This window comes from Ensifer sp. Root142 (assembly GCF_001426785.1).
Taxonomy (GTDB): Bacteria; Pseudomonadota; Alphaproteobacteria; order Rhizobiales; family Rhizobiaceae; genus Ensifer; species Ensifer canadensis.
This window is the reverse complement of record NZ_LMFK01000031.1, coordinates 1-25,633: the sequence shown is the minus strand read 5'-3', so window position 1 is coordinate 25,633 and position 25,633 is coordinate 1. Positions and strand designations below refer to the sequence as shown.

General features: G+C 60.2%; 40 protein-coding genes and 1 pseudogene. 10 read left to right on the top strand and 31 right to left on the bottom strand.

Annotated features, from left to right (window positions below; all coding sequences use genetic code 11):
- The 8 genes from ASD52_RS24770 to ASD52_RS24735 form a co-directional block, all read left to right on the top strand.
- Positions 1-372 (top strand): zinc-binding dehydrogenase (locus tag ASD52_RS24770; RefSeq protein ID WP_156613032.1); only part of this gene is annotated, 372 nt, incomplete at its 5' end.
- A gap of 80 nt (positions 373-452) precedes the next feature.
- The gene (locus ASD52_RS24765) at positions 453-893 is read left to right on the top strand and encodes a YaiI/YqxD family protein (RefSeq protein WP_025426699.1); all 441 of its coding nucleotides are present in this window, start codon (positions 453-455) and stop codon (positions 891-893) included.
- A 40-nt stretch (positions 894-933) separates the two neighbouring features.
- Entirely contained in the window at positions 934-1,581 is a 648-nt protein-coding gene (locus ASD52_RS24760) for a DUF1345 domain-containing protein (RefSeq protein ID WP_025426698.1), read from the top strand.
- Between the two features lie 25 nt (positions 1,582-1,606).
- Positions 1,607-2,440: an S-formylglutathione hydrolase gene (gene fghA, locus ASD52_RS24755; RefSeq protein ID WP_025426697.1), complete on the top strand. Its 834-nt coding sequence runs from the start codon at positions 1,607-1,609 to the stop codon at positions 2,438-2,440.
- A 26-nt stretch (positions 2,441-2,466) separates the two neighbouring features.
- On the top strand, positions 2,467-2,844 hold the full coding sequence (gene crcB / locus ASD52_RS24750; protein ID WP_057210904.1) for a fluoride efflux transporter CrcB: 378 nt from the start codon (positions 2,467-2,469) through the stop codon (positions 2,842-2,844).
- A 37-nt stretch (positions 2,845-2,881) separates the two neighbouring features.
- Complete coding sequence (locus ASD52_RS24745; RefSeq protein ID WP_025426695.1) at positions 2,882-3,874, top strand: RluA family pseudouridine synthase; 993 nt, start codon at positions 2,882-2,884, stop codon at positions 3,872-3,874.
- Entirely contained in the window at positions 3,874-4,539 is a 666-nt protein-coding gene (locus tag ASD52_RS24740) for an HAD-IA family hydrolase (protein WP_025426694.1), read from the top strand. Before ASD52_RS24745 ends, ASD52_RS24740 begins: the two co-directional genes overlap by 1 nt.
- Complete coding sequence (locus tag ASD52_RS24735) at positions 4,532-5,317, top strand: ATP12 family chaperone protein (RefSeq protein ID WP_057217662.1); 786 nt, start codon at positions 4,532-4,534, stop codon at positions 5,315-5,317. The genes ASD52_RS24740 and ASD52_RS24735 overlap by 8 nt, the downstream gene beginning before the upstream one ends.
- Positions 5,318-5,377: 60 nt before the next feature.
- On the opposite strand, the gene sugE is transcribed toward ASD52_RS24735, so the two are convergent.
- From sugE to ASD52_RS24720, 3 genes are all read right to left on the bottom strand, one after another.
- Complete coding sequence (sugE, locus tag ASD52_RS24730) at positions 5,378-5,692, bottom strand: quaternary ammonium compound efflux SMR transporter SugE (RefSeq protein WP_025426692.1); 315 nt, start codon at positions 5,690-5,692, stop codon at positions 5,378-5,380.
- A gap of 227 nt (positions 5,693-5,919) precedes the next feature.
- Positions 5,920-7,227, bottom strand: a complete 1,308-nt coding sequence (locus tag ASD52_RS24725; RefSeq protein WP_057217660.1) for a replication-associated recombination protein A — start codon at positions 7,225-7,227, stop codon at positions 5,920-5,922.
- Positions 7,224-8,621: a DegQ family serine endoprotease gene (locus ASD52_RS24720; protein ID WP_025426690.1), complete on the bottom strand. Its 1,398-nt coding sequence runs from the start codon at positions 8,619-8,621 to the stop codon at positions 7,224-7,226. Before ASD52_RS24720 ends, ASD52_RS24725 begins: the two co-directional genes overlap by 4 nt.
- Positions 8,622-8,819: 198 nt before the next feature.
- On the opposite strand from ASD52_RS24720, the gene msrP reads away from it, so the two are divergent.
- Together msrP and msrQ are read left to right on the top strand one after the other, a co-directional pair.
- Positions 8,820-9,767, top strand: a complete 948-nt coding sequence (gene msrP, locus ASD52_RS24715; RefSeq protein WP_025426689.1) for a protein-methionine-sulfoxide reductase catalytic subunit MsrP — start codon at positions 8,820-8,822, stop codon at positions 9,765-9,767.
- A gap of 2 nt (positions 9,768-9,769) precedes the next feature.
- Positions 9,770-10,432: a protein-methionine-sulfoxide reductase heme-binding subunit MsrQ gene (msrQ, locus tag ASD52_RS24710; protein WP_025426688.1), complete on the top strand. Its 663-nt coding sequence runs from the start codon at positions 9,770-9,772 to the stop codon at positions 10,430-10,432.
- A gap of 40 nt (positions 10,433-10,472) precedes the next feature.
- Here msrQ and rplQ read toward each other — a convergent pair whose 3' ends face one another.
- From rplQ to tuf, 28 genes and pseudogenes are all read right to left on the bottom strand, one after another.
- The gene (gene rplQ / locus ASD52_RS24705; protein ID WP_025426687.1) at positions 10,473-10,898 is read right to left on the bottom strand and encodes a 50S ribosomal protein L17; all 426 of its coding nucleotides are present in this window, start codon (positions 10,896-10,898) and stop codon (positions 10,473-10,475) included.
- A 44-nt stretch (positions 10,899-10,942) separates the two neighbouring features.
- Positions 10,943-11,953 carry a DNA-directed RNA polymerase subunit alpha gene (locus tag ASD52_RS24700; protein ID WP_025426686.1) on the bottom strand — a complete coding sequence of 337 codons (1,011 nt, stop codon included), beginning with the start codon at positions 11,951-11,953 and terminating at the stop codon, positions 10,943-10,945.
- Positions 11,954-12,056: 103 nt separating this feature from the next.
- A complete protein-coding gene (gene rpsK, locus ASD52_RS24695) occupies positions 12,057-12,446 on the bottom strand; it encodes a 30S ribosomal protein S11 (RefSeq protein WP_003536496.1) in 390 nt (129 codons plus the stop codon).
- Positions 12,447-12,674: 228 nt separating this feature from the next.
- Complete coding sequence (gene rpsM, locus ASD52_RS24690) at positions 12,675-13,043, bottom strand: 30S ribosomal protein S13 (protein WP_025426685.1); 369 nt, start codon at positions 13,041-13,043, stop codon at positions 12,675-12,677.
- Positions 13,044-13,274: 231 nt separating this feature from the next.
- On the bottom strand, positions 13,275-13,853 hold the full coding sequence (locus ASD52_RS24685; RefSeq protein ID WP_025426684.1) for an adenylate kinase: 579 nt from the start codon (positions 13,851-13,853) through the stop codon (positions 13,275-13,277).
- Entirely contained in the window at positions 13,850-15,190 is a 1,341-nt protein-coding gene (secY, locus tag ASD52_RS24680; RefSeq protein ID WP_025426683.1) for a preprotein translocase subunit SecY, read from the bottom strand. Before secY ends, ASD52_RS24685 begins: the two co-directional genes overlap by 4 nt.
- A 233-nt stretch (positions 15,191-15,423) precedes the next feature.
- A complete protein-coding gene (rplO, locus tag ASD52_RS24675; protein ID WP_025426682.1) occupies positions 15,424-15,894 on the bottom strand; it encodes a 50S ribosomal protein L15 in 471 nt (156 codons plus the stop codon).
- Between the two features lie 13 nt (positions 15,895-15,907).
- On the bottom strand, positions 15,908-16,111 hold the full coding sequence (gene rpmD, locus ASD52_RS24670) for a 50S ribosomal protein L30 (protein ID WP_025426681.1): 204 nt from the start codon (positions 16,109-16,111) through the stop codon (positions 15,908-15,910).
- A 12-nt stretch (positions 16,112-16,123) separates the two neighbouring features.
- Complete coding sequence (gene rpsE / locus ASD52_RS24665; protein WP_025426680.1) at positions 16,124-16,693, bottom strand: 30S ribosomal protein S5; 570 nt, start codon at positions 16,691-16,693, stop codon at positions 16,124-16,126.
- 128 nt (positions 16,694-16,821) lie between these two features.
- Positions 16,822-17,184: a 50S ribosomal protein L18 gene (gene rplR, locus ASD52_RS24660; protein WP_025426679.1), complete on the bottom strand. Its 363-nt coding sequence runs from the start codon at positions 17,182-17,184 to the stop codon at positions 16,822-16,824.
- Positions 17,185-17,196: 12 nt separating this feature from the next.
- Positions 17,197-17,730, bottom strand: coding sequence for a 50S ribosomal protein L6 (gene rplF, locus ASD52_RS24655; RefSeq protein WP_025426678.1), 534 nt, complete (start codon positions 17,728-17,730; stop codon positions 17,197-17,199).
- Between the two features lie 40 nt (positions 17,731-17,770).
- Complete coding sequence (rpsH, locus tag ASD52_RS24650; protein WP_025426677.1) at positions 17,771-18,169, bottom strand: 30S ribosomal protein S8; 399 nt, start codon at positions 18,167-18,169, stop codon at positions 17,771-17,773.
- Positions 18,170-18,181: 12 nt separating this feature from the next.
- Complete coding sequence (gene rpsN, locus ASD52_RS24645; protein WP_025426676.1) at positions 18,182-18,487, bottom strand: 30S ribosomal protein S14; 306 nt, start codon at positions 18,485-18,487, stop codon at positions 18,182-18,184.
- Positions 18,488-18,521: 34 nt separating this feature from the next.
- Positions 18,522-19,079 (bottom strand): 50S ribosomal protein L5, encoded by a 558-nt coding sequence (gene rplE, locus ASD52_RS24640; RefSeq protein WP_025426675.1) that lies wholly within the window; start codon positions 19,077-19,079, stop codon positions 18,522-18,524.
- The gene (gene rplX, locus ASD52_RS24635) at positions 19,072-19,383 is read right to left on the bottom strand and encodes a 50S ribosomal protein L24 (protein ID WP_025426674.1); all 312 of its coding nucleotides are present in this window, start codon (positions 19,381-19,383) and stop codon (positions 19,072-19,074) included. The genes rplE and rplX overlap by 8 nt, the downstream gene beginning before the upstream one ends.
- Positions 19,384-19,397: 14 nt before the next feature.
- Positions 19,398-19,766, bottom strand: a complete 369-nt coding sequence (gene rplN / locus ASD52_RS24630; protein ID WP_003536525.1) for a 50S ribosomal protein L14 — start codon at positions 19,764-19,766, stop codon at positions 19,398-19,400.
- A gap of 178 nt (positions 19,767-19,944) precedes the next feature.
- On the bottom strand, positions 19,945-20,181 hold the full coding sequence (rpsQ, locus tag ASD52_RS24625) for a 30S ribosomal protein S17 (protein WP_025426673.1): 237 nt from the start codon (positions 20,179-20,181) through the stop codon (positions 19,945-19,947).
- 12 nt (positions 20,182-20,193) lie between these two features.
- Positions 20,194-20,394, bottom strand: coding sequence for a 50S ribosomal protein L29 (gene rpmC / locus ASD52_RS24620; RefSeq protein ID WP_025426672.1), 201 nt, complete (start codon positions 20,392-20,394; stop codon positions 20,194-20,196).
- Between the two features lie 12 nt (positions 20,395-20,406).
- Positions 20,407-20,820, bottom strand: a complete 414-nt coding sequence (rplP, locus tag ASD52_RS24615; protein WP_025426671.1) for a 50S ribosomal protein L16 — start codon at positions 20,818-20,820, stop codon at positions 20,407-20,409.
- Between the two features lie 38 nt (positions 20,821-20,858).
- Entirely contained in the window at positions 20,859-21,572 is a 714-nt protein-coding gene (rpsC, locus tag ASD52_RS24610; protein WP_025426670.1) for a 30S ribosomal protein S3, read from the bottom strand.
- Positions 21,572-21,961, bottom strand: coding sequence for a 50S ribosomal protein L22 (gene rplV / locus ASD52_RS24605; RefSeq protein WP_025426669.1), 390 nt, complete (start codon positions 21,959-21,961; stop codon positions 21,572-21,574). The genes rpsC and rplV overlap by 1 nt, the downstream gene beginning before the upstream one ends.
- A 2-nt stretch (positions 21,962-21,963) precedes the next feature.
- Entirely contained in the window at positions 21,964-22,242 is a 279-nt protein-coding gene (rpsS, locus tag ASD52_RS24600) for a 30S ribosomal protein S19 (protein WP_025426668.1), read from the bottom strand.
- 15 nt (positions 22,243-22,257) lie between these two features.
- Positions 22,258-23,097 carry a 50S ribosomal protein L2 gene (gene rplB / locus ASD52_RS24595; protein WP_025426667.1) on the bottom strand — a complete coding sequence of 280 codons (840 nt, stop codon included), beginning with the start codon at positions 23,095-23,097 and terminating at the stop codon, positions 22,258-22,260.
- A gap of 43 nt (positions 23,098-23,140) precedes the next feature.
- The gene (locus ASD52_RS24590) at positions 23,141-23,434 is read right to left on the bottom strand and encodes a 50S ribosomal protein L23 (RefSeq protein ID WP_025426666.1); all 294 of its coding nucleotides are present in this window, start codon (positions 23,432-23,434) and stop codon (positions 23,141-23,143) included.
- The gene (rplD, locus tag ASD52_RS24585) at positions 23,431-24,051 is read right to left on the bottom strand and encodes a 50S ribosomal protein L4 (RefSeq protein WP_025426665.1); all 621 of its coding nucleotides are present in this window, start codon (positions 24,049-24,051) and stop codon (positions 23,431-23,433) included. The genes ASD52_RS24590 and rplD overlap by 4 nt, the downstream gene beginning before the upstream one ends.
- 12 nt (positions 24,052-24,063) lie before the next feature.
- Positions 24,064-24,750 carry a 50S ribosomal protein L3 gene (rplC, locus tag ASD52_RS24580; RefSeq protein WP_025426664.1) on the bottom strand — a complete coding sequence of 229 codons (687 nt, stop codon included), beginning with the start codon at positions 24,748-24,750 and terminating at the stop codon, positions 24,064-24,066.
- 140 nt (positions 24,751-24,890) lie between these two features.
- Positions 24,891-25,199 carry a 30S ribosomal protein S10 gene (gene rpsJ / locus ASD52_RS24575; protein ID WP_003507767.1) on the bottom strand — a complete coding sequence of 103 codons (309 nt, stop codon included), beginning with the start codon at positions 25,197-25,199 and terminating at the stop codon, positions 24,891-24,893.
- A gap of 316 nt (positions 25,200-25,515) precedes the next feature.
- Positions 25,516-25,633 (bottom strand): annotated as a pseudogene (gene tuf, locus ASD52_RS37765) (elongation factor Tu); the annotation flags it as partial.

The window sequence follows — 25,633 nt, the reverse complement described above, 5'->3', positions numbered from 1 at the left end:
ACGAAGCGCGGGGCCGACCAGATCGGCGGCGCCGATTATACCTTCGATTGCACCGGCAACACCAAGGTGATGCGCCAGGCGCTCGAAGCCTCGCATCGCGGCTGGGGCAAGTCGGTGGTCATCGGCGTTGCCGGTGCCGGCCAGGAAATCTCCACCCGTCCGTTCCAGCTCGTCACCGGTCGCAGCTGGATGGGCACCGCCTTTGGCGGCGCCCGCGGCCGCACCGACGTGCCGAAGATTGTCGACTGGTACATGGAAGGCAAGATCGAGATCGATCCGATGATCACCCACACGATGCCGCTCGAAGACATCAACAAGGGCTTCGAGCTGATGCACTCCGGCGAGAGCATCCGCAGCGTGGTTCTCTACTAAGCTTAAAATCCGATTCAGGAAAGCGCCGGAATCGATTGTATTCCGGCGCTTTTTCGGTCCATTTGAGAAACGGATTCAGGATGATCTATGTCGATGCCGATGCCTGCCCGGTGAAGGCGGAAGTGCTGAAGGTGGCCGAGCGCCATGGCTTCAAGGTGACCTTCGTCGCCAACTCGGGCCTGCGACCGTCGCGCGACCCGATGGTCCACAACGTCATCGTGTCGGCAAGCTTCGACGCCGCCGACGACTGGATCGCCGAACGCGCGCATGAGGGCGATATCGTCGTGACTGCCGACGTGCCGCTTGCGGTTCGTTGCGTGGCCGCCGGCGCATTCGTCACCGGCCCGTCCGGGCGCGTCTTCGACAAGAGCAATATCGGCATGGCGTCTGCCATGCGCGACCTTGGCCAACACCTGCGCGAGACCGGCGAAAGCAAGGGCTACAATGCCGCCTTCACGCAACGCGACCGTTCGACCTTCCTCGAGACACTTGACCGACTCGCGCGCCAGACGAAAAAGTGAGGCGCGGCGTCAATCCGCAAGGGATCGCAGGGGCACTCCGATGACAGCGACGACAAGGCTCAGGCACTGGCCGTTCTACACCGCGCTCCCCTGTGCTCTTGCCAGCCTGCCCGTCATGTGGTTTGCCGCGCCGCGCTATAGTTTCGAAGTCTCAGCCGTCACTTTTTTCTGCGTCTACCTGATCATGAGCGCCCGGCGGCTGCGGATGATGACGGGCAAGCATCTCAAGACGCATGCGAGAAACACCGACGAACCCGAAGCGGTGATTTTCCTGGTCACTTTCGCAGCGGCCGCCACGGCGCTGGTCTCGCTGTTCTTCGCGTTGAACGGCGAAAGTAAGGGGCCAACGCTCGAACTGGCGCTAGCCTTTGCCTCGGTCGTTCTCGGCTGGGCGACCATCCACGTGATGGCGGCCATGCACTATGCCCATGTCTATTGGGTGCCTGACGACGGCGCGCAAACCCCTGCCCCGCAGCGCGGCCTCGATTTTCCCGAGACGCCGGAACCCGGCGGCTATGATTTCCTCTATTTTTCCTTCGTGATCGGCATGACCGCCCAGACTTCGGACGTCGCCATCACCACCACGGCGATGCGGCGCATCAACCTGATGCACGCCATCGTCTCCTTCTTCTTCAACACCGTGCTTGTCGCCGCTGCGGTCAACGCGGCCGTGCAACTCGCCGGCTGATCCCACGATATCCAAGGAGCATTTGATGAAAGTCCTTTCTCAGAACACCGCATTTGGCGGCATGCAGGGCGTCTTCTCGCACGAATCCGCGGCCTGCAAGGGCGAGATGACGTTTGCTGTCTTCGTCCCGCCACAGGCGATCAAGGAGCCGCGGCCGGTGCTCTGGTATCTCTCGGGCCTCACCTGCACCCATGCCAACGTGATGGAAAAGGGTGAGTACCGCCGTATGGCAGCCGAGCTCGGGCTGATCGTCGTCTGCCCCGACACCAGCCCGCGCGGCACGGAAGTTCCCGACGAACTCACCAACTGGCAGATGGGCAAGGGCGCAGGCTTCTACCTCGATGCCACGCAAACACCGTGGTCCGAGCACTATCAGATGTACAGCTACATCACCGAGGAGCTGCCGGCCTTCGTCAGCCAGCATTTTCGCATCGATATGAGCCGGCAGGGCATTTTCGGCCATTCGATGGGCGGTCACGGTGCAATGACCATCGCGCTCAAGCATCCGGACCGTTTCCGCAGCTGCTCGGCCTTTGCGCCGATCGTCGAGCCGTCGACGGCCGACTGGTCCATCGGCGCCTTCGAGAAATACCTCGGCGAGGACAGGGCCGCCTGGCGGCAATACGATGCCTGCGCGCTGGTCAAGGATGGTGCCCGCTTCCCGGAGTTCCTGATCGACCAGGGCAAGGCGGACAGTTTCCTCGACAACGGCCTGCGGCCATGGCTCTTCGAGGAAGCGATCAAGGGAACCGGCATCGACCTGACGCTGCGCATGCATGAGCGCTACGATCACTCCTATTACTTCATCTCGACCTTCATGGGCGATCATCTGAAGTGGCACGCCGAGCGGCTGGCCTGATCCCAGTGAAACGGCCGGAGGCTGCGATGTCCCAACTTCTTCTCGTCGGTGCCGGCGGCGCCATCGGATCGATGGCCCGCTATCTTGTCGGCCTTTGGACGGTTCAACGATGGGGCCCGGCCCTTCCATGGGGAACGCTCATGGTCAACGTCACCGGCTCGTTCCTGATCGGCTTGCTTGCGGAGCTGATCATGCGCAAGTTCGGCGCTTCGCCGGAGATGCGACTGTTCCTGATCACCGGCGTGCTGGGCGGTTACACCACCTTTTCGGCTTTTTCACTGGACGCCATTATGCTGCTCGAGCGTGGCGATGCTGCACTCGCGCTCGGCTACATCGCCGCCAGCATCGTGCTTTCGATACTGGCGGTGTTTGCCGGGCTGGCCCTGATGCGCGCAATGGTCTAAAGGCTGCCTCTAAAGAACAGGAAGCAGGTTCGCTGAGATGGCAGGCATAGAACACAAGCAGGTGGACGGCGACGAGGCAGGCATGCGCCTCGATCGCTGGTTCAAGGTGCATTTCCCCGGACTGGGTTTCGGTCCGCTGCAGAAGCTGCTGCGCTCGGGCCAGATCCGTGTCGACGGCGGCCGCGTCAAATCCGACACGCGCCTGCAGACGGGCCAGACGGTCCGCATCCCTCCGCTTAACGTCGACGCCAAGGAGATAAAGACTGGCCCGATCGCCGGACGCGACCTTCGCCACTCGCCCGACGGGGAATTGCTGTCGCGCATGGTGCTGCACGAGGACGCGAAGGTTATCGTGCTGAACAAGCCGGCTGGGCTTGCGGTACAGGGCGGCTCCGGCGTCAACCGACACATCGACAAGATGCTCGAGGCATGGACCAACCAGCGTGGCGAAAAACCCCGTCTGGTTCATCGCCTCGACCGCGACACCTCCGGCGTTCTGGTGATTGCCCGCACGCGTGGCGCCGCGCAGAAGCTGACGGCTGCCTTCCGCGAGCGCGACACCAAGAAGACCTATTGGGCACTGGTGAAGGGCGTCCCGCGCAAGCGCGAGGACCGCATCTCGACCTGGCTGGTCAAGGAACAGACGCCGGACGGCGACCGCATGCGCATCGCCAAGCACGGTGAAGATGGCGCCGACCACGCCATTTCCTACTACCGTGTGCGCGAGCAGGCAGCACAGAACCTCGCCTGGCTGGAGATGGAGCCCTATACCGGCCGTACCCATCAGCTACGCGTGCATGCGCTGCACATCGGCCATCCGATCCTCGGCGACCCGAAGTATTTCGACGCCGATTTCAACTGGAGCCTGCCCGGCGGCATGCAGAACCGGCTGCACCTGCACGCACGCCATATCGATATCCCGCACCCGGATGGCGGTCGCCTGCGGGTGACTGCGCCGCTGCCGCCGCACATGGTCCAGAGCTGGAACCTGCTAGGCTTCGAAGAGAACGAGCCCGGCGAGGACGACTGATGAAACTGGCGCTTTTCGATTGCGATGGCACGCTGGTCGACAGCGGCGGTCTGATCCACGAAGTGATGGCACGGACCTTCGAAGCCTTCGAACTCGATCGACCCGAACTTTCCGCGACCAAGGGCATCATCGGCCTGACCCTTGACATCGCCATTGCTCGCCTGCTCGGACACGAGCATGTCGACGACCAGGCGCTGGCAATGACGGCCCATTACAAGGCGATTTTTGCCGGCGTGCGCGGCGAATCCGGATTTCAGGAGCTGCTGTTTCCCGGCATCGCGGAGATGATGCAGACGCTGTCCGGCCGCGACGAGCTGCTGATTGGCGCGGTCACCGGCAAATCGCGCCGCGGTCTGACGCATATCGCCGAGACCCACGGCTTCGACCGGATATTCTTCGTCTCGCGCACGGCCGACGACTGCCCTTCAAAGCCGCATCCAGCAATGGTCTCGGAATGCTGCTCGGAAGCCGGGATTGATCCGAGCGATACTGTCGTCATCGGCGATGCGATTTATGATATGCAGATGGCGAAGGCCGCCGGCGCCGCCGCCATCGGTGTTGCGTGGGGTTATGCCGACGTACCGGATCTCGTCGAGGCGGGGGCCGACTACATTGCACGGACGCCGGCCGACATCATGGAGTGGATGGAACACTATCATGCCTGATATTCGCGATGAACTCAGCGGTGCGTTGAGCCACGAGGACCCGGTCCGGCGCGCACAGATCCAGATGCTGAAGCCGCTGCCCAAGCGCTTCTACAAGGACGTCAGCATCGGCACTTCGGAAGACGGCGGCCACAGCGTGCTGCTTGACGGCCGACCGGTGCGCACGCCGGCGAAAAATCTGCTTGCGGTCCCGCCCCTGAAGCTTGCCGAAATGCTGGCAGCCGAATGGGATGCGCAGGTCGAGGTCATCGACCCCGCCAAGATGCCGGTCACCCGGATCGCCAACACGGCGCTCGACGGTGTGGCGAAGGACCAGCGCTCGGTTTTCGAGGACATCTTACGTTTCGCTGGAACCGACTTGCTCTGCTACCGCGCGTCCAGCCCGGAAGGGCTCGTCGGACGGCAGAACGCCGTCTGGAACCCGGTGCTCGAATGGGCTGCGCAGTCGCTCGGCGCCCGCTTCATTCTGGCCGAGGGCGTCATCCACCAGGAACAGACCGGTGAGGCAATCACCGCCTATGCAGAGGGCCTGCGCGCCTTTGCGACGCCGCTCGGCCTGACCTGCGTGCATACGATCACCACCTTGACCGGCTCGGCGCTGCTCGCGGTTGCGTTCGCGTCCGGCCGGCTGACCGCCGAACAGGCTTGGATTGCAGCCCATGTCGATGAGGACTGGCAGATCGAGCATTGGGGCACAGACGAGGAAGCGTTCAAGCGCCGCGAGGGCCGCTGGCAGGAGATGCAGGCGGCGACTGCCGTCCTCGACGCGCTGCGATAGCGGCGCGCCGGAACAGGCTGCGAAAGTCAGCTGCCCTTGCGAGAGATCTCTGACGTTGCGTTAGGCAGAAAGCTTCAGCCCGGCAATACCGGCAACGATCAGCGTGATGCAACCGAGGCGGACGAACGTCGCCGGCTCGGCAAAGAGGAAAATGCCGAGAATGACGGTACCGACCGTGCCGATGCCGGTCCAGACGGCATAGGCCGTGCCGAGCGGCAGCGTTCGGACCGCCAGACCAAGCAAGGCGATGCTAAGGATCATCGAACCGACGGTCAGGACCGTCGGCGTCAGCCGCGTGAAACCGTCGGTGTATTTGAGACCGATTGCCCAGCCGATTTCGAGGATACCGGCAAGCAGGAGGATTAACCAGGCCATTTCAAACTCCTAGAGTATGGAGCGAGGCCGTCCCCGCGGATGTTCGGTATCGAAAGTCTCAAAACCGTGCAGCCGTCTGCAACGCGGGTTCTATCTCACGGTTTTCTGACGGCAGCAAGATATGCCCGGGCAAATCAGCCCTGCACGCCCGGCAAGGCTTAAGCATTTCCAGCAAAAAGTGCGAAGCGGTTTCCCGCCAGGAAATGCGTCGCAACAGAGAGATGGAGTCAGCTCCGCTCACGCCGCAGCTTTGCCCACCATTCCAGCCGCTTGCGGATCTCTCGCTCGAAGCCGCGTTCCGGCGGGTCATAGAAGGTCTTGCGTCCCATCTTTTCCGGGAAATAGTCCTGGCCCGAAAACGCATCGGGCTCATCGTGGTCGTAACGATAGCCGTCGCCGTAGCCCTCGCCCTTCATCAACTTGGTCGGCGCGTTCAGAATATGCTTCGGCGGCAGAAGCGAACCGTTTTCCTTGGCCGCCCGCATGGCCGCTTTGTAAGCCATGTAGACACCATTCGATTTCGGTGCGGTCGCGAGATAGACGCAGGCCTGGGCCAACGCCAGTTCTCCTTCCGGCGAACCGAGATAATCATACGCATCCTTGGCGGCATTGCAGATCGCCAGTGCCTGAGGATCGGCAAGGCCGATATCCTCCACCGCCATGCGGACGAGGCGCCGTCCGAGATAGAGCGGATCCTCGCCGGCATCGAACATTCGGCAGAGATAATAAAGTGCCGCATCCGGGTCGGAGCCGCGCACCGATTTGTGCAGGGCCGAAATCAGGTTGTAGTGACCGTCCTGCCCCTTGTCGTAGACCGGCGCTCGTCGCTGCACGATCCTCTGCAGCGCGTCGACATCGAAGATCTCGTCCGCCCGCGCGGCGCGCCAGACCTCCTCGGCCAGCGTGAGCGCCGCCCGGCCGTCGCCATCGGCCATCCGGATCAGGCTTGCCCGGGCGTCCTCATCCAGCGGAAGAGGTTTGCCTTCCGTCTCTTCGGCGCGCTTCAGCAATTCTCGCAGGCTCTCTTCTCCATGCGGCTTGAACGTCAGCACACGGGCGCGTGACAAGAGAGCGGCGTTGAGTTCGAAAGACGGATTTTCTGTCGTCGCCCCGACCAAGATGACCGTGCCGTCTTCCATGACGGGCAAGAAGCTGTCCTGCTGGGCACGGTTGAAACGATGAACCTCATCGACGAAGAGCAAGGTCTGGCGGCCCGACATCCGCCGGGCCCTTGCCGATTCGAAAACCTTCTTGAGGTCGGCGACACCGGAAAAGATCGCCGAGATCTGCTCGAAGGCAAGCCCCGCCTCGCCCGACAGCAGCCGGGCGACCGTCGTCTTGCCCGTTCCAGGCGGTCCCCAGAAGATCATCGATCCGAGCGAGCCCGATGCGATCATGCGCGTCAACACGCCATCCACGCCCGTCAGGTGTTCCTGGCCGGTGACTTCGGACAGCGTGCGCGGCCGCAGACGATCGGCAAGCGGTCTTGCCGAGGTCATTTCCGGCGGCTCGGAGGACGAGAAGAGATCGCTCATCGGAAGAACTGACGAATGATCTGGCCATCGCGCTCGATTTCGACGCGCCAGAAGGAGGCACCCTCGGCCATCACGCTCTCCAATGTCTTCGAACTGTCGATCGACGCGCCGTTGACGGAGCGGATAATATCCTTCGGCGCCAGTCCGATGCGCGCGGCGGGCGAGCCACGGTTGATCTCGGTAACGACGACACCCTGCAGCGAGGTCGACATGCGCAGTTCGTCGGCCAATCGGGGAGAGAGATTGGCTACGACCGCACCGGCAAACGGATTGCGGCCCTCGATGAGGCGCTCGTCGCGGGGCGACGTCTCCGGTGCACGGTCGAGCTTCAGGCTGACATCGTGCGGTTTGCCGTTTTCGGAAACGGTGACGCGGGCCTCGTGGCCAATACCGACCGTGGTCAGGCGGTAGCCGAGGGCATCGGGATGTTCCACGGCGATGCCGTTGACCGCTGTGATCACCTGCCCCGGCTTGATGCCAGCTGAGGCTGCGGGCCCGTCGGTGACGACGGCGGTGACAAGCGCGCCGCGAGCGCGATCAAGGCCAAGAGCTTCCGCGACTTCTGAGGTCACGGGCTCGAAGGACGCGCCGATGAACGGACGCACGAAGGAGCCATTGCCGCCCTCGGCGGAGGCGACAAACACCTTTACCAGATTGGCAGGGATGGCAAAGCCGACGCCGTTCGAGCCGCCGCCCTTGGAGAAAATCGCGGTATTGATGCCGATCAGCGCACCGTTCATGTCGATCAGGCCACCGCCGGAATTGCCGGGGTTGATGGCGGCGTCCGTCTGGATGAAGAAGCCGAAATCGCCCGACGAAATCTGATTGCGGGCGAGCGCGGAAACGATGCCGCTCGTCACCGTCTGCCCGACGCCGAAGGGATTGCCGATCGCCAGAACGATATCGCCGACCTCGACCGCATCGGAATCGCCGATCGGGATGATGTCGAACGGACCATCGGACTGGATCTTCAGGACCGCAAGATCGAGGCGGTCATCCTTGAGCACGATCTTGCAGGGATATTCGCGGCCATCGGCAAGCGCCACCTTGATATCGTCGGCGCCTTCTATGACGTGGTTATTGGTAACGACGATGCCGTTCTTGCCGACGATCACGCCGGATCCGAGCGACGACTGCTTCTCGCTGCGGTTCGGCATGCGCTGCCCGAAGAACTCTTCGAAGAAGGGATCGCCCGAGAAGACCGACCGGCGCTCGACCACGCGCTCGGCATAGACGTTGACGACCGCATTCGCCGTCTGCTTGACCAGAGGCGAGAAGGAAAGCTGCATCTCGGTGCGCGACTGGGGCACGACCTTCGCATCCTGGGCCATTGCCGGACAGGCGAGAGAGACGGCGAGAACGAGCGTCGCAAGCGCCCTTGAACCAAAGATCATATGAAGCCTTCTCCTATTCGTCGCGGCTACGTTCAGATAGGATTTCGCAGGAAAAAAGGCAAACGTCACTGCGAGATACGCAAAGTCGGCGCCATCACGTAGAACGCACGAAAACGTGGTTATCCGCCTCTTTCTCAGTGATCGAAACTCTGGTCAGTTTGAGCAGACAAGACCCACACGTTGAAAGCGGAAAAGATCATGCCGGCCTATCGTCCACCGAGAATCGCATCGTCCGAAATCACGCCGGAGAGCTGCTTTCTCTCGCGCCGCGCCTTTCTAGCGACGACGGCAGGTGGTTTGCTGATTGCAGGCACTGGCGTCGGTTCGGTCCAAGCGGCTGCACTCGCCGCACCCAAGGGCAGATACACCGTCGAGGAGGATCTGACGCCGGAGGCCGACGTCACCGGCTACAACAATTTTTATGAGTTCGGGACCGGCAAGGCCGATCCTGCGGCCAACTCGGATACCTTCAAACCGACCCCATGGACCGTGAAGGTCGATGGTCTTGTCGGCAAGCCGAAGGAATTCGGGTTGGAGGAGCTTCTGGCGCTTCCAATCGAGGAGCGTGTCTACCGGATGCGTTGCGTCGAAGCCTGGTCGATGGTCATTCCCTGGACCGGGTTCCCGCTCGCAGCCCTGCTCGACAAAGTCGAGCCACTCGGCAATGCGAAATATGTCTCATTCGAGACCGTGGTGCGCCCCGAGGAGATGCCCGGCCAATCAGGCTTCTTTCAGGCTTTGCCCTGGCCTTACCGCGAGGGTCTGCGCCTCGACGAGGCGCGCCATCCGCTCACCATTCTCTCGGTCGGCGTCTATGGCAAGACCCTGCCAAATCAGAACGGTGCGCCGATCCGACTGGTCACTCCTTGGAAGTATGGCTTCAAGGGTATCAAGTCGATCGTGCGAATCTCGTTGACGGAAACGCCGCCGCCTTCGACATGGAACCTGTCGGCACCCAATGAGTACGGCTTCTATGCGAATGTTAACCCGACCGTCGACCATCCACGCTGGAGCCAGGCGACCGAAAACAGGATCGGTGGCGGTGGTTTCTTCGGCGCCAACCGACGCGATACCCTGCCCTTCAATGGCTATGCGGAAGAAGTCGCCGGTCTCTATGCCGGCATGGACCTGAGAGCGAACTTCTAAGAATGCCCAAGCTGCCCGCCCTGCCGAAACGCTTTCACTCCGCGTCCGTCTGGGGATTGTACGGGCTGGGCCTCTGTCCGGCCCTTGCCGCCTTTTACCTCGGCGCCACCGGACGCCTGCCTGGAAACCCCGTCAAGGAATTCGAGCACCTGCTCGGCATCTGGGCGCTGCGCTTTCTGGTCGCCACGCTGGCGATCACCCCCATCCGCGATATCTTCGGCGTCAACTGGCTGCGCTACCGGCGCGCACTCGGGCTGCTGGCGTTCTACTATGTGGTGATGCACTTCCTGGCCTATTTCCTGCTCGACCAGGTCCTGAACATCCCCGCCATCATCGCCGACATCGCCCGGCGCCCGTTCATCACCATCGGAATGGCCGGGCTGCTGATGCTCATCCCCCTGGCGCTGACATCCAACAATTGGTCGATCCGTAGGCTCGGCAGCAAATGGAACCAGTTGCACAAGCTTGCCTATGTGATCGCCGCGGCGGGAGCGCTGCATTTCGCCATGTCAGTCAAGGTGGTCGGCCTCGAGCAGATGACCTATCTGGCTTTGGTCACCTTGCTCCTTTGCTGGCGCCTGGTGCGCAAGCCCTATCTGAAGCGTAAACGGCAGGTCGCCAACCGACCGATCCGGACAGCGGAAACAGAAAAAGCGGCCGGGTGACGAACACCCGGCCGCTTTCAATTCAGCTTACCTGAAAAGATCAGGCTGCTTCTGCGGCGTCAGCTTCAGCTGCGACGCGAGCGCGATCCTTCGCACCCTTTGCATCGGTGTCGCGGTCAACGAATTCGATGACGGCGAGAGCAGCGTTGTCGCCCTGGCGGAAACCAGCCTTCATGATACGCAGGTAGCCGCCGTTGCGGGTGGCGTAACGCGATGCGATCGTGTCGAACAGCTTCGAAACGACAGCGGCGTCGCGGATCTGCGAGATCGCCTGACGACGAGCATGCAGGTCGCCGCGCTTGCCGAGAGTGACGAGCTTTTCAACGATCGGGCGGATTTCCTTAGCCTTCGGCAGGGTCGTAACGATCTGCTCGTGCTCGATCAGCGAAGCTGCCATGTTGGCAAACATCGCCTTGCGGTGGCTGGCGGTTCTATTCAGCTTGCGGCCGGCTTTACCGTGGCGCATTGCTATTCTCCTTCACTTGCAGGCATCTGCCCGCAGTCTAATGGTTAGTATTGGTCTTCGTAACGCTTGGCGAGATCTTCGATGTTCTCAGGCGGCCAGGACGGCACTTCCATGCCGAGGTGCAGGCCCATGGAAGCGAGAACTTCCTTGATTTCGTTCAGCGACTTGCGACCAAAATTCGGCGTGCGGAGCATTTCTGCTTCGGTCTTCTGAATGAGGTCGCCGATGTAGACGATGTTGTCGTTCTTCAGGCAGTTGGCCGAACGGACGGAAAGTTCCAGTTCGTCGACCTTCTTGAGAAGCGCCGGGTTGAAGGCGAGCTCGGTGACTGCCTCTTCCTCTGCTTCCTTCTGCGGCTCGTCGAAGTTGACGAAAACCGACAGCTGGTCCTGAAGGATGCGGGCCGCAAACGCGATCGCATCTTCACCGGTGACGGAGCCGTCCGTCTCGATGGACATCGTCAGCTTGTCATAATCAAGAACCTGGCCTTCGCGGGTGTTTTCCACCTTGTACGAGACCTTCTTGACCGGCGAGTACAGGCTGTCGACCGGGATGAGGCCGATCGGAGCATCTTCCGAACGGTTACGGTCAGCCGGAACGTAGCCCTTGCCGTTGTTGACGGTGAACTCCATGCGGATTTCAGCGCCCTCGTCGAGGGTGCAGATCACATGGTTCGGGTTGAGGATTTCGATGTCGCCAACCGTCTGGATGTCACCGGCGGTTACAACGCCCGGACCCTGCTTGCGCACAACCATGCGCTTTGCGTCGTCGCCATCCATCTTGATGGCGATTTCCTTGATGTTGAGCACGATGTCCGTCACGTCTTCCCGAACGCCCGGGATAGAGGAGAACTCGTGCAGGACGCCGTCGATCTGCACCGCGGTAACAGCAGCACCGCGAAGCGACGACAGCAGCACGCGGCGAAGCGCGTTGCCGAGCGTCAGACCAAAGCCGCGTTCAAGCGGTTCCGCGACCAACGTTGCCTTGGTGCGGCCCGAGGAGATGAACTCCACCTTGTTCGGCTTGATCAGTTCCTGCCAATTTTTCTGGATCATGTTTTGTGCCTTCCGTTCGTTGTCACCATCCAATCGTGACAACCGAGCCCCGAAGTCCGGGAGCACGCCGAAGCGCCCTCACCGGCATTTTGAACGCAAATGATCAGACGCGGCGCTTCTTGCGCGGGCGGCAACCGTTGTGCGGGATCGGGGTCACATCGCGGATCGAGGTGATCATGAAGCCCGCAGCCTGCAGCGCGCGAAGTGCGGATTCACGGCCGGAACCCGGACCGCAAACTTCAACTTCAAGCGACTTCATGCCGTGTTCCTGGGCCTTCTTGGCGCAGTCTTCAGCGGCGATCTGAGCGGCAAACGGGGTCGACTTACGCGAGCCCTTGAAACCCTTGGCACCGGCAGACGACCAGGCAATTGCGTTGCCCTGTGCGTCGGTGATGGTGATCATGGTGTTGTTGAACGACGAATTGACGTGCGCGACGCCAGACGTGATGTTCTTGCGTTCGCGACGGCGAACGCGGGTGGCTTCCTTGGCCATAGGATCCCTTTCTTAGATCTCTGCACCGCCGTAATTCCAGCGGCTCCACCGGGAAAGGAATTTTCGTCCCCTGCCCTGCTTCTTCAGTTTCATCCAGGACCGGTGGAACCGGCCCTGCAGGCATTTCGCAAAACCGGTTAGGCAATGCGACGGTCGGGCAACGCCCTTCCCAAACTGCAAAAGGAGGCCGGCGCGTGCGCCAGCCTCCCAATCTCCCTATTCGGGAAATTACTTCTTCTTACCGGCGATCGCCTTTGCCGGACCCTTGCGGGTGCGGGCATTGGTGTGGGTACGCTGACCGCGCACCGGCAGGCTGCGGCGATGACGCAGGCCGCGGTAGCAGCCCAGGTCCATCAGACGCTTGATGTTCATCGACGTGTCGCGACGCAGGTCACCTTCAACCTGGTAGTCGCGGTCGATCGTTTCGCGGATCTGAAGAACTTCAGCGTCCGTCAACTGATGCACGCGGCGATCAGCCGGAATACCGACCTTCTCGACGATTTCCTGTGCGAATTTCGGTCCGATCCCGTGAATGTAGGTCAGCGCGATAACAACGCGCTTTGCCGTCGGGATGTTGACGCCAGCGATACGTGCCACGTCTATTCTCCTTGCGTTCCAGTTGCCATCCGGCAATAGGTGCTTCGTTACGCGACCTCAAGAGCCGCACGTTGATTGAGGTTCGAGACACGTCAAAACCGACCGTACCCGGACTTCGTTTCGTTGAAGACCGCGCCGATCGCTCCCATGTCGCGAGTTGGCGCTGTCTTTGGCGGAATCAGCCGGAAAAGTCAACTCCCCGGCGGTTCCTTTTCGGCAAAGACCCAGGGTCTAGGCCAGAATCTTCTCGATCTGTGCAGTCACGGCGTCTACATCGGCCATGCCGTCGACCGTCTTAAGCTCACCGGTGCCGGCATAGTGCTCCGACAAAGGTGCGGTCTTTTCCCGATATTCCGTCAGCCGACGCTTGAAGGCTTCCGGATTATCGTCCGATCTGACCGAGCCGCCCGCAGCGATAGTTTCCGCTACGCGATTCTCCATACGCTTTACAAGCGCCGTCTCGTCGACCTTGAGCTCGATCACGGCATCGAGCTTCAAGCCCTTGCCTTTAAGCATCTGGCCGAGAGCGACCGCCTGCGGGACCGTGCGCGGATATCCGTCGAGGATAAAGCCGTTGGCACAATCCGGGGCGTCGATCCGGTCCGACACGATCTCGTTGACGATCGCATCAGAAACGAGCTGTCCGGCGTCCATAACAGCCTTGGCGCGCTTGCCGACGTCGGTCGCCTGGGCGACGGCCGCCCGCAGCATGTCACCTGTGGAAAGCTGCGGAATACCGTACCTCTCCGTCAGAAGCTTGGCTTGTGTCCCCTTGCCAGCTCCGGGCGGTCCCAAAAAAATCAGTCTCATCGTCCCCTCTTTCCTCCGCGCAGCTTCGACTTCTTGATCAGCCCCTCATACTGCTGAGCGATGAGGTGACCCTGGATCTGTGCTACCGTATCAAGGGTAACGCTGACAACAATCAAAAGCGACGTACCACCAAGGTAGAACGGCACGCCAGTCTGGGCGATGAGGATTTCGGGCAGGATACAGACGAAGATCAGGTAGATCGCTCCAAGCACGGTGATGCGCGTCAGAACGTAGTCGATGTATTCAGCCGTACGCTCGCCCGGGCGGATGCCCGGAATGAAGCCGCCATGCTTCTTCAGATTGTCGGCTGTGTCCTTCGGATTGAAGACGATGGCCGTGTAGAAGAAGGCGAAGAACGCAATCATGCCGCCGTAGAGCACCATGTAGAGCGGCTGGCCGTGACCGAGCGCGCTGACGATAGATGTGGCCCAGCCGGGCAACGCCGCGGTGTTGGCAAAACCAGCAAGCGTCGCCGGCAGCAGCAGCAGCGACGATGCGAAGATCGCCGGGATAACACCCGCAGTGTTGAGCTTCAGCGGCAAGTGCGACGTGTCGCCCTGGAACATGCGGTTGCCGACCTGGCGCTTCGGATACTGGATCAGAAGACGACGCTGGGCGCGTTCGACGAAGACGATGAGCGCGATGACGGCAACGACCATGACGATGATCGCCAGGATCAACGGGGTCGAAAGCGCACCGGTGCGGCCAAGCTCGAGCGTTCCGGCAAGAGCCGTCGGCAGATGGGCGACGATGCCGGCGAAGATGATCAGTGAGATGCCGTTACCGATGCCCCGCGATGTGATCTGCTCGCCGAGCCACATCAGGAACATCGTGCCGCCGAGCAGCGAGATAACCGTGGAAATACGGAAGAACCAACCCGGATCGTTCACGAGGCCGTTGCCGCTCTCAAGGCCGACGGCAATGCCATAGGCCTGCATGACGCCGAGAAGCACCGTGCCGTAGCGGGTGTACTGATTGATGATCTTGCGACCCTGCTCGCCTTCTTTCTTCAGCTGTTCCAGCGCCGGAACGACGGAGGTCATCAGCTGAACGATGATCGAGGCAGAGATATAGGGCATGATGCCGAGCGCGAAGATCGCCATGCGCTCCACTGCGCCGCCCGAAAACATGTTGAAGAGCCCGAGAATGCCGCCGCTCTGGCCTTGGAAGGCCTGCGCAAACGCGTCCGGGTTGAGGCCGGGCAGCGGGATATAGGTGCCAAGACGGTAGACCAAAAGCGCACCAAGCGTGAACCACAGTCGTTTCTTCAGATCTTCCGCCTTGGCGAAAGTCGAGAAATTCAGGTTCGAGGCGAGCTGTTCCGCTGCAGAAGCCATGCAATTCTCCGCGTACCAAATCTCGGAATCAGCGGGAGTACCCTGTCCGTTCCGGAAGGACTAACTTTTCGTCTTGAAAACCGGACGCGAGGCGATTGTGTCTGCAATCGGATGCCTCACCGTGGTTTCCGCTATGTCCGCCGAGGCGAGCGATTCGCCATCGCGGACGTGAGGCTCACATATGGGAGCAAAACCGCCCGGAGTGAAGCACCCCGGGCGGTTGATCAGTAATATTATTCGGCAGCAGCCGAAAGCAGCTTGATGGAGCCGCCAGCCTTTTCGATCTTTTCGATCGCCGGCTTGGAAGCACCTGCAACTTCGAGCGAGATCTTCGCCTTCAGTTCGCCATCGGCCAGGACGCGAACGCCGTCCTTTTCGCGACGGATCACGCCGGCAGCCTTGAGAGCTGCTGCATCGACGGTCTTCGAAGCGTCAAGCTTCTTGGCGTCGATAGCCGTCTGGATGCGGCCGAGCGACACGACAACAAACTCCGAAGCGAAGATGTTGTTGAAGCCGCGCTTCGGCAGACGACGGTAGATTGGCATCTGGCCGCCTTCGAAGCCGTTGATGGCAACGCCCGAACGAGCCTTCTGACCCTTCACACCGCGACCGGCAGTCTTGCCGGAGCCGGAACCGATGCCACGGCCAAGACGCTTGCGGTTCTTGGTCGAGCCTTCGTTGTCCTTGATTTCATTCAGTTTCATGAGCTTATCCCCCTCACTTCTCGTCGACGACGCGAACGAGGTGCTGGACCGACCGGATCATGCCGCGAACAGCTGGGGTATCTTCCAGCGTGCGAACCCGGTGCATCTTGTTGAGGCCCAGGCCGATGAGCGTCTGACGCTGTACGGCCGGACGGCGAATGGGGCTACCGATCTGCTCGACGGTAACCGTCTTCGCAGCGTTTTCTTTCTTAGCCATCTGTCAGCTCCCTTATTCTTCGGAAGCAGCGCCGGAGGAAACACGACGAGCCTGGAGCGTGGCGTACTTCATGCCGCGCTGAGCTGCGATGTCCTTCGGGTGCATCTGGTTCTTGAGGGCGTCGAACGTTGCGCGAACCATGTTGTACGGGTTCGACGAACCGGTCGACTTAGCGACGACGTCGTGAACGCCGAGCGTTTCGAAAACGGCGCGCATCGGGCCACCAGCGATGATACCGGTACCGGCCTTGGCCGAACGCAGCAGCACCTTGCCGGCGCCGTGACGGCCGTGAACGTCGTGATGCAGGGTACGACCACCACGCAGCGGGACGAAGATCAGATCGCGCTTGGCGGCTTCCGTTGCCTTGCGGATGGCTTCCGGCACTTCGCGCGCCTTGCCATGACCGAAGCCAACGCGGCCCTTCTGGTCGCCAACGACGACGAGAGCTGCGAAACCGAAACGACGACCGCCCTTCACCACCTTGGCGACGCGGTTAATTGCTACGAGCTTATCGACAAATTCGCTGTCGCGCTCTTCGCGGTTCTGGCGATCTTCGCGAGAACCCCTTCTTTCCTGTGCCATTGTCCTTTTCCTTTTTCTTTTCCGGGTGCAATCGGCAGATTGACAAAAGTCGCCCCCGTCCTGTGGATCGGAAGCGACCGGAAACTTATGAGGGTTCCAGGCGGGCGCAAGGCCCGCCTGGCAACCGATCAGAAGTTCAGACCACCTTCACGTGCAGCTTCGGCCAAAGCCTTGATGCGACCATGATAGATGAAGGCGCCACGATCAAAGACAACGTCCTTGACGCCAGCCTTTACGGCGCGCTCAGCGATGAGCTTGCCGACGGCAGCAGCAGCTGCCGCGTCAGCGCCCGTCTTCAAAGACGAACGCAGATCGGTGTCGAGCGTGGAGGCAGACGCAAGCGTCTTGCCGGCCACGTCGTCGATAACCTGTACGTAGATGTTCTTCGACGAGCGATGAACCGACAGGCGCGGACGGCCATTCGCGACCGCCTTGATTTGACGGCGCACGCGGTTGGCGCGACGCACAAGAGTATCTTTCCTGCTAGCCATTTCGCGTGATCCTTACTTCTTCTTGCCTTCTTTGCGGACAATCCGCTCGCCGGCATACTTGACGCCCTTGCCCTTGTAGGGCTCGGGGCCGCGGTATTCGCGGATTTCCGCTGCAACCTGGCCGACCTGCTGCTTGTTGATGCCGGAGACGACGATTTCCGTCGGCTTCGGTACAGCGATCGTGATGCCTTCCGGCGTCTGGTAGACCACGTCGTGGCTGAAACCGAGTGCCAGCTGCAAGTTCTTGCCCTGCAGCGAAGCGCGGTAACCAACGCCGTTGATTTCGAGCTTGCGCTCGTAACCGTCCTTAACACCCTTCAGGATGTTCTCGATCATCGTGCGGGACATGCCCCACTTGGAACGAGCATCCTTGCTCTGGTTGAGCGGCTGTACAACAACCGCGTTGTCTTCGAGCGCTACCGATACTTCGTCGTTTGCAACAAAGAACAGTTCGCCCTTAGGGCCCTTCGCCGTTACCTTCTGGCCATCAACGCTTGCCGTGACGCCTGCAGGAACTTGAACGGGCTTTTTACCGATACGAGACATTTTTATACCTGTCTGTTCGCTATGGAGATCATGTTACGTCTTAGAAGACGGAGCAAAGAATCTCGCCACCAACATTCTGTTCGCGTGCCTGATGATCGGCCATCACACCCTTCGGAGTCGAAAGGATGGTGATGCCGAGGCCGTTCGCGACCTGCGGAATGGACTTAACCGAGACATAAACTCGGCGGCCCGGCTTGGAAACGCGTCCGATCTCACGGATTACGGAAGCGCCTTCGTAGTACTTCAGTTCGATGTTCAGCTCGGCCTTGCCGTTGCCAAATACGACTTCAGAGTATCCACGGATGTAGCCTTCAGCCTGAAGGACATCCAGAACACGTGCGCGGAGCTTCGAAGCCGGCGTGGAAACGCTCGACTTGCGGCGTGCCGCGCCGTTACGGATACGGGTGAGCATATCGCCCAGCGGATCAGTCATTGCCATGTGCCCGTCTCCTTACCAGCTCGACTTGACAATACCCGGCACGCGGCCGGAATTGCCCAGTTCGCGAAGCGCAATACGCGACATGCGAAGTTTACGATAGTAGGCGCGCGGACGGCCCGTAACTTCACAACGGTTGCGGATGCGGGTCTTGGATCCATCACGCGGCAGTTCAGCCAGCTTGATGGTTGCCTTGAACCGCTCTTCGATCGGCAGAGACTGGTTCATGATGATTGCCTTCAGAGCGGCGCGCTTAGAGGCTTGCCCGGCAACCAGTTTGCGGCGGCGCTTGTTCTTTTCAACTGCGCTCGTTTTCGCCATAACAGTTATCCTTCTTTACGCTTGTCGTTACGGATTACTGACGGAACGGGAAGTTGAACTCTGTGAGCAGAGCGCGTGCTTCGTCGTCGTTAGTAGCCGTCGTGCAAACGATGATGTCCATGCCCCACATCTGATCAACCTTGTCGTAGTTGATCTCAGGGAACACAATGTGCTCCTTGACGCCCATGGCGAAGTTGCCACGGCCATCGAAGGACTTCGGGTTGAGGCCACGGAAGTCGCGAACACGCGGAAGAGCGATGTTCACGAGACGATCCAGGAACTCATACATCCGAACGCCGCGCAGGGTAACCTTGGCACCAATCGGCATGCCTTCGCGCAGCTTGAAGCCAGCGATGGAGTTGCGAGCGCGGGTGATTACCGGCTTCTGACCAGCAATCGCAGCGAGGTCGGCAGCTGCGACGGTCGGCTTCTTGGAGTCGCCGGTCGATTCGCCAACACCCATGTTGATGACGATCTTGTCGAGGCGCGGGATCTGCATTTCGTTGGCGTAGGAGAACTTCTCCTGCATAGCCGCACGAATACGCTCGACATATTCCTTCTTGAGCCGGGGCTCATAAGCGGACTTAGCCATCGATCACTACTCCCGAACGCTTGGCCACGCGGACCTTCTTGTCACCGTCGATCTTGAAGCCGACGCGGGTCGGCTTGCCGTCCTTCGGATCGGCAATCGCGATGTTCGAAAGATGGATCGAGGCTTCCTTGTTGATGATGCCGGCTTCCTGGCTCTGGGTCTGGCGCTGGTGACGCTTCACCATGTTCACGCCACGCACTACAGCCCGATCTTCCTTCGGCATAACCTGTACGACTTCGCCGGTACGGCCCTTGTCCTTACCGGTGAGAACGACGACCTTGTCGCCTTTACGAATCTTTTGCATCTCTCAACGCTCCCTTAGAGTACTTCCGGAGCCAGCGAGATGATCTTCATGTGGTTCTTGGCGCGAAGTTCGCGCGGAACCGGTCCGAAGATACGGGTGCCGATCGGCTCTTTCTTGTTATCGATAAGAACGGCTGCGTTTGTGTCAAAACGAATGACGCTGCCATCCGCACGGCGGATGTCTTTCGCGGTGCGAACGACAACAGCCTTCATGACATCACCCTTCTTCACGCGGCCGCGCGGAATGGCTTCCTTGATCGAAACGACAATGATGTCGCCGATCGACGCGTACTTACGCTTGGAGCCGCCCAGCACCTTGATGCACATGACACGACGTGCGCCGGAATTATCCGCCACGTCGAGGTTTGTTTGCATCTGAATCATGTCAGGTCGCCTTCTTGTTGTTACCAGGCCGGTTGGGTCTAGACCCCCTCGCCCGGCTTATTGTGCCTATCTCAAAGCAAAAGAACGCCCGGACTCGAGCGTTCCTCTACTTCAATTGCGTGCTTCATACAGATATTTGCCCAAGACGCAAGGGTCTCGCGGTCAAATCCCGTAGAAATCAAGCCTGGGCGGCAACCACCGTCCAGCGCTTATCCTTGGAGATCGGCGCGCATTCCTCGATGGAAACAACGTCACCAACCTTGTACTGGTTGTTTTCGTCGTGCGCCTTGTACTTCTTCGAACGGCGGACGGTCTTCTGGAGAATCGGGTGCGCAAAGCGGCGCTCGACTCTGACGACGACGGTCTTGTCGTTCTTGTCGCTGACGACTGTGCCCTGCAGAATGCGTTTCGGCATATTTTGTGGTCCTTAGGCCTTGGCTTCTGCCGCCTTCTGGCGGGCAATTGTTTTGACGCGTGCGATGTCCTTACGGACTTCGTCAATACGCGACGACTTTTCGAGCTGGCCGGTTGCCTTCTGGAAACGCAGATTGAACTGCTCTTTCTTCAGCTTGGCAAGCTCTTCGTTGAGTTGATCGGCGCTCAGAGCGCGAACATCTGCGGCTTTCATGAGATTCACTCCTTACTCTGCGATACGCTGCACGAAGCGCGTCTTGACAGAGAGCTTGGCAGCACCAAGACGAAGTGCCTCACGGGCGAGTTCTTCGCTGACACCATCGATCTCGAACATCATACGACCAGGCTTGACCTTGCATGCCCAGTATTCAACCGAGCCCTTACCCTTACCCATGCGGACTTCGGTAGGCTTGGCGGTGACCGGAACGTCAGGGAACACACGGATCCAGACGCGGCCGGCACGCTTCATATGGCGGGTGATCGCGCGGCGGGCCGCTTCGATCTCGCGCGCATTGACGCGGTTTGGTTCTTGAGCCTTCAGGCCGAATTCACCAAAGGAAAGATCAGATCCGCCCTTGGCTACGCCCTTGATGCGGCCCTTGAATTGCTTGCGATACTTCGTACGCTTTGGCTGCAACATTTTTTTAATTCTCCGATATTGGCTGCCACGCGCGCATGTTACGCGTTTTCGCGACGACGGTCTCTGCTGCTGCCGCCCTGGTTGTCACTCTCGATCGCGCGACGCTCGGAAGCCATCGGATCGTGCTCAAGGATCTCGCCCTTGAAGATCCAGACCTTGATGCCGCAGATACCGAAAGCGGTTTGAGCTTCAGACGTACCGTAGTCGATGTCCGCACGCAGAGTGTGCAGCGGAACGCGACCTTCGCGGTACCATTCGGTACGAGCGATTTCGGCACCACCGAGACGACCGGCGCAGGTGATCTTAATGCCTTCGGCGCCAAGACGCATGGCCGACTGAACAGCGCGCTTCATCGCACGGCGGAAAGCCACGCGGCGCTCGAGCTGCTGAGCGATCGACTGGGCAACGAGCGTTGCGTCAACTTCCGGCTTGCGCACTTCAACGATGTTGAGGTGGGTTTCGGAGTTGGTCATCTCGGAAAGCTTCTTGCGGAGCTTTTCGATGTCTGCGCCCTTCTTGCCGATGATCAGGCCCGGACGAGCCGAGTGGATCGTTACGCGGCACTTCTTGTGCGGACGCTCGATCACGACCTTGGCAATGCCAGCGGCCTTCAGCTCTTCCATCAGGTAAGCGCGGATCTTCAGGTCTTCGTGAAGAAGCTGACCGTATTCCGCGTTATCAGCGAACCAACGGCTATCCCAGGTCCGGTTGATGCCGAGACGGAAACCGATCGGATTAATCTTCTGGCCCATTATGCGGCCTCCCCTTTGGCTTCCACTTCACGAACGACGATCGTCAAGTGAGAGAACGGCTTTTCAACACGCGATGCACGGCCGCGACCACGAGCGTGGAAGCGCTTCATCACAATCGACTTGCCAACATACGCCTCAGCGACGATGAGCGAATCAACGTCGAGGTCGTGGTTGTTCTCAGCGTTTGCGATCGCGGATTCAAGCGTCTTCTTGACCGTTTCCGAGATCCGCTTGCGCGAGAACTCGAGTTCGGCCAGAGCGCGCTCGACCTTCTTGCCGCGGATCATCGCTGCAACCAGGTTGAGCTTCTGGGGGCTGACGCGGATCGTGCGCGCAATTGCCTGCGCTTCATTATCCTTCAGCCGGCGTTCGGCTTTTGCCTTGCCCATTGTTACTTCCTCTTTGCCTTCTTGTCCGCACCATGACCGTAATAGGTCCGGGTCGGAGAGAATTCACCGAACTTGTGTCCGACCATTTCTTCTGACACCGAAACGGGAACATGCTTGTTGCCGTTGTAGACGCCGAAGGTGAGACCCACGAACTGCGGAAGGATCGTGGAGCGACGGCTCCACATTTTGATCACTTCGTTACGACCGCCGTCACGAACCTTCTCAGCCTTCTTGAGAAGATAGCCGTCAACAAACGGACCTTTCCATACTGAACGAGCCACTTGAGACTTCCTCTCTTACTTCTTGCGCTGGTGACGCGACCGCATGATGAACTTGTCGGTCGACTTGTTGGAGCGCGTCCGCTTGCCCTTCGTCGGCTTGCCCCAAGGGGTAACCGGGTGGCGACCACCGGACGTACGGCCTTCACCACCGCCGTGCGGGTGGTCAACCGGGTTCATGACGACGCCGCGAACGTGCGGCTTCTTACCGCGCCAGCGCGAACGACCAGCCTTACCGTCATTGATGTTGCCGTGATCGGGGTTCGATACAGCACCGATGGATGCGAGGCAAGAGCCGTGCACGAGGCGCTGTTCACCCGAGTTCAGGCGAAGGATTGCCATGCCCTGGTCACGACCAACGAGCTGCGCGTAGGTACCGGCCGAGCGAGCCAGCTGGCCGCCCTTACCCGGCTTCATTTCCACGTTGTGGATGATGGAGCCGACCGGGATGAACTGCAGCGGCATGGTGTTGCCGGGCTTGACGTCGACTGCTGCCTTTTCCGAAGCGATCACCTTGTCGCCGGCAGCGAGACGCTGCGGAGCGAGGATGTAGGCCTGTTCGCCATCGGCGTAGGTTACCAGCGCGATGAACGCGGTGCGGTTCGGGTCATATTCCAGACGCTCGACGGTGCCTTCTACGTCGAACTTGCGACGCTTGAAGTCGACCAGACGGTAGGTCCGCTTGTGACCGCCGCCCTGGAAGCGAACGGTGATACGGCCGAGGTTGTTGCGACCGCCCTTGGAGTGCAGACCTTCGGTCAGCGCCTTTACCGGCTTGCCCTTGTAGAGGCCGGACCGGTCAACGATGACCAGCTGGCGCTGGCTCGGGGTCGTCGGATTGAAACTTTTCAATGCCATTTTATTGTTCCCTTTTGGGTTTTTACCCTAATGGGCCTATCCGTTAGAGACCGGTGGAGACGTCGATGGACTGACCGTCGGCGAGCGTGATGATCGCCTTCTTCACGTCCTTCTGCTTTCCGGTAAAGCCGCGGAACCGCTTGGTCTTGCCCTTGCGGACGAGCGTGTTCACGGCCGTAACCTTGACGCCGAACAGAGCTTCGACAGCAGCCTTGATTTCAGGCTTCGAAGCACCCTTGGCGACGTTGAAGACGATCTGGTTCTGTTCGGAAACCAGCGTCGACTTTTCAGTGATCGAGGGAGACACGATCACGTCGTAGTGGCGAAGATCCGTCATTTGAACCGCTCCTCCAGAGCTTCCACGGCAGCCTTGGAAAGCACGAGCTTGCCACGGCGCAGAATGTCGTAAACGTTGATGCCCTGAACCGGCAGAACGTCCACATTCGGGATGTTCTGAGCGGCGAGCTTGAAGTTGTTCTCGATTTCAGCGCCGCCGATGATCAGAGCATTGGTCAGACCGAGCGAGGCGAATACGCCAGCCAGGGTCTTCGTCTTTGCTTCTGCGGCAACGAGATCATCGAGAACGATGATGTTTTCAGCCTTCAGCTTGGCAGACAGAGCGTGGCGAAGGCCGAGTGCACGAACCTTCTTCGGCAGGTCATGGGCGTGGCTGCGAACAACCGGGCCATGAGCCTTACCACCGCCACGGAACTGTGGAGCACGAGCGGAGTGGTGGCGGGCGCGGCCCGTACCCTTCTGCTTGTACATCTTGGCGCCGGTGCGCGAAACTTCCGCGCGGCCCTTGGCCTTGTGTGTGCCCTGCTGCTTCTTAGCGAGCTGCCAGCGAACGACGCGGGCGATGATGTCTTCACGGGGTTCGAGACCGAAAATGGCGTCCGAAAGGGAAACCTTTCCCGCGTCCTTGCCCTCGAGGGTTTTGACGGTGAGATCCATTATTCGGCTCCCTTACTTCGATGCTTCGGCGCGCACGGCCGCGGGGCGCGGTGCGCCTTCCGGGGTGCCCGACTTGATGGCGTCACGAACGACGATCCAGGCACCCTTGGAGCCGGGGACAGCGCCCTTGACCAGGATCAGACCGCGGTCTTCATCGGTCGATACGACTTCGAGGTTCTGCGTGGTGACGCGCGTCTGGCCCATGTGACCAGCCATGCGCTTGCCCTTCCAGACGCGGCCCGGATCCTGGTTGGAACCGGTCGAACCATGCGAACGGTGCGATACGGAAACGCCGTGCGTTGCACGCAGACCGCCGAAGTTGTGGCGCTTGATGGCGCCGGCAAAGCCCTTACCGATCGTGGTACCGGTGACGTCGACGAGCTGGCCCGCAACGAAATGGTTGGCGGTCAGTTCGGAGCCGATGTCGATCAGATTGTCCGCGGAAACGCGGAATTCGACGAGCTTCGCCTTCGGTTCGACGTTGGCGGCAGCAAAGTGGCCGCGCATCGCCTTCGGCGTGTTCTTGACCTTGGCAGTGCCGGCGCCCAACTGGACAGCGGTATAGCCGTTCTTGTCGTCCGTGCGCTGGGCTACCACCTGGCAGTTTTCCAGCCGCAATACTGTTACCGGGATATGCTCGCCGGCGTCGTTGTAGACGCGCGTCATTCCCACTTTCTGTGCAATCACACCTGAACGCATCGGTTCATTCCTCTTGAGAGTTAACGTCGGGGCGAACCCCTTCGCATCTCTTGTTTAAGGTCTCCCTCTGATCCTTGCGGAACGCCGGGTCGCCCGTTTCTGGAAGCCGTTGGACCGAAGCCCACGTACCTTCCTTGTTATTAAAGCTTAATTTCCACGTCGACGCCGGCAGCGAGGTCGAGCTTCATCAGCGCGTCAACGGTCTGCGGAGTCGGATCTACGATATCGAGAAGGCGCTTGTGGGTACGCATTTCGAACTGTTCGCGGCTCTTCTTGTCGACGTGCGGCGAACGGTTGACCGTAAATTTTTCAATGCGCGTCGGCAGCGGTACTGGACCGCGCACGCTGGCACCGGTGCGCTTGGCCGTCGAGACGATTTCGCGTGTCGAGGCATCGAGGATCCGGTGATCAAACGCCTTGAGGCGGATGCGGATGTTCTGGCCGTTCATACGACTTATCCTTGTTCATGTTAGTTGCGGTTTCCGTGGAGAAACGCGCATTGAACTTCGTTTGATGTTCGGCCAGTCCGCTAATTTTTCAAAGATCGGAGGGACAAGGTTTCCCCTGCCCCTTCCTATTTGAGCGGCCGTGGCCGGCCTGTACTTTCGCGATCGCACTATGCCGACGCACCATGCAAATCACGCTTGCGCGCCATTTGCACTATTTCGGCGTCGTCGGCAAGCCGTGCGACCAACTAAATCATGCTGGGCGGCTATGTCCGAGGCGCATAACAATGCGCCTCGCCTCATTCCGCCCGTTCGCCGATTACTCGACGATCGAAGCGACGATGCCGGCGCCGACGGTACGGCCACCTTCGCGGATAGCGAAGCGCAGCTTTTCTTCCATCGCGATCGGAACGATCAGCTCAACGGCAACCGTGACG